Annotated in this window: 6 protein-coding genes; all 6 read left to right on the top strand. The window is 69.0% G+C overall.

The window, feature by feature from the left end; all coding sequences use genetic code 11:
* The first annotated feature begins 117 nt into the window (after window positions 1-117).
* Window positions 118-354, top strand: a complete 237-nt coding sequence (locus tag V6U77_RS29545; RefSeq protein WP_334610023.1) for a cold shock domain-containing protein — start codon at window positions 118-120, stop codon at window positions 352-354.
* A gap of 140 nt (window positions 355-494) precedes the next feature.
* Window positions 495-1,256, top strand: coding sequence for a TnsA-like heteromeric transposase endonuclease subunit (locus V6U77_RS29540; protein ID WP_334610022.1), 762 nt, complete (start codon window positions 495-497; stop codon window positions 1,254-1,256).
* Window positions 1,253-3,313, top strand: a complete 2,061-nt coding sequence (locus tag V6U77_RS29535) for a Mu transposase C-terminal domain-containing protein (RefSeq protein WP_334610021.1) — start codon at window positions 1,253-1,255, stop codon at window positions 3,311-3,313. Before V6U77_RS29540 ends, V6U77_RS29535 begins: the two co-directional genes overlap by 4 nt.
* Window positions 3,310-4,356 carry a TniB family NTP-binding protein gene (locus V6U77_RS29530; protein WP_334610024.1) on the top strand — a complete coding sequence of 349 codons (1,047 nt, stop codon included), beginning with the start codon at window positions 3,310-3,312 and terminating at the stop codon, window positions 4,354-4,356. Before V6U77_RS29535 ends, V6U77_RS29530 begins: the two co-directional genes overlap by 4 nt.
* On the top strand, window positions 4,353-4,808 hold the full coding sequence (locus tag V6U77_RS29525; RefSeq protein WP_334610020.1) for a TniQ family protein: 456 nt from the start codon (window positions 4,353-4,355) through the stop codon (window positions 4,806-4,808). Before V6U77_RS29530 ends, V6U77_RS29525 begins: the two co-directional genes overlap by 4 nt.
* 104 nt (window positions 4,809-4,912) lie before the next feature.
* A partial coding sequence (locus V6U77_RS29520) for a transposase (RefSeq protein WP_442934486.1) occupies window positions 4,913-5,115 on the top strand: 203 nt, incomplete at its 3' end.

The following is a 5,115-nucleotide window of genomic DNA, read 5'->3' as shown; positions in this document are numbered from 1 at the left end:
AACGCCTTCGCCATCACCTTCAGCGACCGCTTCCCAGCCGCTGAAACCTACTAACCAAGATCGCCGGAAACACCGTTAGCGAGACAGCCCCTCCGCCGAGCCGATACCCTGATGCGTGTGAGTGATCAGGGCCTACAGGACACCGGCGTGGTGAAGACCTGGAACCGCGAAGAGGGATGGGGCACTGTCGCTCTTGATCACATCGACCTGACTGTCTGGGTGCACTACAGGCACATCGTCGCCGGGCCGACCGATTACCGGAGCCTGACCCCCGGCCAGCGGGTGCGATGCCGCTACGAAGTTCCGGGCCAGGACGGATACTCCGCCCGGTCGATCGAGGTCACTGCCCTTTGAGGGGTGCTGTCAAGCGGCCAGCCCAGATGCGATCGGATTCGTTCGGCACGAAGAGCTGGCATCGATGCTCTGGCATCTGTGACCCGGCCCACTGAATCTGATCAGTGGCTGCGACACTGGCGGACCGGTGAGGGATGTGGGTGGTCTTCGTGGCGGCCAGTCTTCGGTCCGTGTCAGGTGGCCGGCTGACGAATCCGGTTGAGTTCGAGGTCGGCTTTGTCGATGCGGGCGGGGGCGAGGCGCGTCGGCGTCTGGTCGACGTGGCGGCTGTACCGTTCGAGCAGGTACCGGCTGTCCGTTCGTTCCCGTCGTATCGAGGGCAGCGCAACTACCCGGGCCTGTACTGGGCGGCGTGCATCGGTGCTCACGTCGGTTTCGAGTCGTGGTTGGAGCGCGATGAGGCGATGGCGTTGGACTTCGACGCGTCGGTGGTGGGCTTCGCCGCGCAGCCGTTCTGGTTGTGGTGGCCGGACACGAGGCGCGCGAGGTCACACGCACCGGACTTCTTCGCCCGCCGCCGGGACGGGACCGGCGTGGTGATCGACTGCCGTCCGGTAGATCGGATCGCGGCGAGGGACGCTGCCACGTTCGCGGCGACCGAGCAGGCGTGTGGGCTGGTGGGCTGGGACTACCGGCTCGTGACTGGGCACGACGCGGTGTGGTTGACGAACGTGCGGTGGCTGGCCGGCTACCGGCATCCCCGCCATCTCGACGGACCGGTCGCGGCTCGGCTGCTTGATCTGTTCGGCTCGCCGACGCCTCTGATGGAGGCAGCAGCGCGGGTCGGTGACCCGATCGCGGTCCTGCCGGTGCTGTTTCACCTGCTGTGGTCGCAGCAGTTGTCCGTCGACATGGCGGTCCGGCTGGACGCGACGTCGGTCGTGGTGAGGGCGGGATCGTGACGCGGCTGCTGCGGGTGGGTGATCGAGTTGCCTTCGACGGCGCGGAGCACCAGGTGGCGGTGTTGTCGGGGTCGTGGGTGCGGCTGGTCGGTCCGGACGGCACGCCGAGGGCGGTGTTGTTGACTCACCTGGTCGGCTCGCCGGGCTTCGACATCCTCGGCGGGGATCCGGCTGAGCCGCGCACGGTTCTTGCGGATCATGTCCTCTCTGGTGTCGCTGAGGACGTCGCGGAGCGGGCCCGGCAGTGGGAGCGGCACATCATCGAGGTCGAGACCGGACTTCCTCCCGGCGCCGAGCCCGGAACGGAGCCGCGGAGCGAGTACGACCCACGCCTGCAGGGTCTGCAACAGCGGGTGGCTGCGAAGGCCTTGGAGCTGTCCGCTGCGGGGATTCCCGCGAGCGTGGCGACCGTTCAGCGGATGCGGCAACGCTACCGATCCGGTGGGCTGCGGGCCTTGGTGGATGGGAGGTCGCAGCGGCCTGTCTCTCAGGTCGGGCGGGCCGACGAGCGGGTGGTGTCCGCGATCCGTGAGGCGTTGGCCGCGCAGGTGAATCAGTCGACAGGAACCCGGGCCCGGCTGCGGCGGCAGGTCGAGGACATCCTGACGCAGCGACACGGAGCCGGTGAGGTGCCGCTGCCGCCGAAGACCACGTTCCACCGTCTGGTCGCCGCGTTGTCGGTGGGCCAGCACGCGTTCGGCGCGGCGACGACCCGCCGGTCGACGGCGAACCGGCCGCCTGGCCCGTTCACGGTGACGTGGGCGGCCCGGCCGGGTCAGCAGGTGCAGATCGACACCACCGTGTTGGACGTGATGGTGCTCTTCGACGACGGTCAGGCCCGTCGGGTTGAGCTGACCGCGGCGGTGGATGTCGCCACCCGCACGATCTGCGCCGCGGTGCTGCGGCCGGTGGGCACGAAAGCCGTGGACGCCTCCCTGTTGCTGGCGCGGATGCTGGTTCCCGAGCCGATGCGGCCGGGCTGGGACGAGTCGCTGCGGATGGCGGCATCGCGGCTGCCGCACCGGCGGCTGGCCGCCATCGACGCGCGGATGGAGCAGGCCACCGCGAAACCGGTGGTGATCCCGGAGACGATCGTCTGCGACCGGGGGAAGGTCTATCTGTCCGACACGTTCCTTCGGGCCTGCCAGACGTTGGGGATCTCGGTGCAGCCGGCGCATCCGCGCAGCCCCACGGACAAGGGCATCGTCGAGCGCACCTTCGGGTCGATCAACACGCTGTTCTGCCAGTATGTCGCCGGCTACACCGGTCGGGACGTGGCTCACCGGGGCAGTCGGGTGCAGGCCGAGGCGGTGTGGTCGATGGCCCAGATGCAGGACCTGCTCGATGAGTGGATCGTCGTTGGGTGGCAGCAGCGCCCGCACGAAGGGCTGCTCAGCCCGGACACCGGGCGGGTGCTGTCGCCGAACGAGATGTTCGCGGTGCTGGTCACGGCGGCCGGCTACGTCCCGTTGATGCTCACCGCCGACGACTACGTCGAGCTGCTGCCGGGAACATGGCGCACGATCAACGACTACGGCGTCCGGTTCGACGGGCGCACCTACGACAGCAAGGCGCTCAATCCCTACCGCCGGCAGCACTCCGGGATCACAGCCAAGCAGGGATTGTGGGAGGTCCGCCACGACCCCTACGACCTGACGCACGTTTGGGTGCGCAACCACCGCGACGGCGGGTGGATCCGCGCCGGGTGGACACACCTGCCGATGGTGGCCGCGCCGTTCGCGGACTTCACCTGGCGCCACGCCCGACAACAGGCCACTTCCGAGCCGGCCGGCGAAGCGGACGAGACCACGACCGCCCGGGTGCTGGCCGACCTGCTGCGCCGCGCCGGCGAGGGGCCCCCACCGCATGCCCCACCAGGCGAGACCGACCGGCGGGTAGCGGCCAAGACCCGCGCCGCCGCCGCGACGCACCGGCCCCGCCTCGCTCCCGATCCTCCACTCGACGACGACATCGACGAGCCCGAGGACGGCCAGGTCGACAACGTCATCCCCTTCGGCATCTTCGACGCCCGCGAGGAGGCACAACGGTGGCTATGACCGCCGCGTTCACCCCGCCGGCTGACGAGCCACTGACCAGCAAGGAAGGCTGGTCCCGGTGGGTCCAGCACGACCCGCGCCCGCCCGAGCTGCACCTGGACTGGCCGCACCTGAGCCCCGTCGAGCAGGCCGCCTACGACGACGCCCGACTGGACTACCACAGCGACCTCATCGTGGTGAACACCCCGACCATCCAGGAGGTCGTCAAGACCGTCCGTCGGCTGCTGATCCTCAACCGCCGGCAGATATCCGCCCGCCGAGGGCTGATCATCACCGGCGGCGCCGGCACCGGCAAGACGACCGCCATCACGCAGCTCGGCCGCGCCCACGAACTGTCCGTCGCGCTGCGCAACCCGATGGCCGGGCCGCGGATCCCGGTCGTCTACGTCACCGTCCCGCCAGCGGCGACACCCCGCATGCTCGCCGTCGAGTTCGCCCGTTTCCTCGGCCTGCCCCTGGCACCACGGTCCAACATCACCGACGTCACCAACGCCGTCTGCGCCGTGCTCTGCGACGTCGGCTGCGACCTGGTGCTCGTCGACGAAATCCACAACCTCAACCTGGCCACCCGGGCCGGGGCCGAGGCATCCGACCAGCTCAAATACTTCTCCGAGCGGATCCCCGCCACATTCGTCTACTCCGGCATCAACGTCGAGAGGGCCAACCTGTTCGCCGGCACCCGCGGCGAACAGATCGCCAGCCGGTTCGCCACCATCGCGACCCGGCCGTTCGCCTACGGCGCCAACAGCCAGAAGGAGAACTGGCGGGCACTGGTGGCCACCCTCGAACAGGCCCTGCGGCTGCACCGGCACAAGGCCGGCACCCTCGCCCGCCACGGCGAATACCTCTACCAACGATCACGCGGCATGATCGGCAGCCTGTCCCACCTCATCCGCGGCGCGGCGATCGACGCCATCCTCGACGGCACCGAAAAGATCACCAAAGCTCACCTCGACGCGATCCGCCTCGACCACGCCGCGGAGACAGCCACCCCCACCCCGAGTCACGCCCGCCACGCCCGCCAACGATCCGGCGCAGCATGACCAGCGCACCCACACGACGGCTGCCCATCCCCACACCCCCCACCACCTGGGAAATCGTCAACTCCTACCTGGAACGGCTCGCCGCCCTCAACCACACCGCCGTTCGCGACCTCGAAGCAGCCGTCGACGCCTCACCGGACAAGAACTCATACCGGCAAACGCGGACCCTCAACCTCGACAAACTCACCGCGCTCACCGGCTATCCGGCCCACCAACTCCAGCGGGCTCTGCCGGAACTACGCCGTCCGGCACCACGCTGGTGGCTACTCCAAGCCTTCCCCCGACCAGCCTGCCCACCCTGCGTTCGCCGGCACCGAGGCGGCTCCATCCGCCGCTACTACCCCCACCACGTCACCGCCTGCGTCAGACACAACCTCTGGCTCGGCACACGAGCACCCGCAGCCACCGCATGGCCCGTCACCGACAGCACCATCAACATCAAGCGCCTGTGAGTTCCCCCCGCTTTGATGGAGCGGTGGTTACCTGGGGTCTGTGGATCTAACGGTGTTTCCGGCCTGACCTGCCAGGCGTTGTGCCTGGTGAGGAGGGTGCCGTGATGACCGCGACACTGAACGACCAGACCGGACGTAAGAAGCGGCCCGAGCCGTCGGCGGAGGCGAAAGCCGCGGCCGAGCTGGTCCGGGCGGCGAAGGAGCAGGGCCTGTCGTTGACGGGCCCGGACGGGCTGCTCAAGCAGTTGACCAAGACGGTCCTGGAGACCGCGTTGAACGAGGAGATGACCGAGCATCTCGGCTATGC

It is taken from the genome of Micromonospora sp. CPCC 205546, from assembly GCF_036902715.1.
Lineage (GTDB): Bacteria > Actinomycetota > Actinomycetes > Mycobacteriales > Micromonosporaceae > Micromonospora.
The sequence above is the reverse complement of the archived record's forward strand: the minus strand, read 5'-3'. Positions and strand labels throughout refer to the sequence as shown.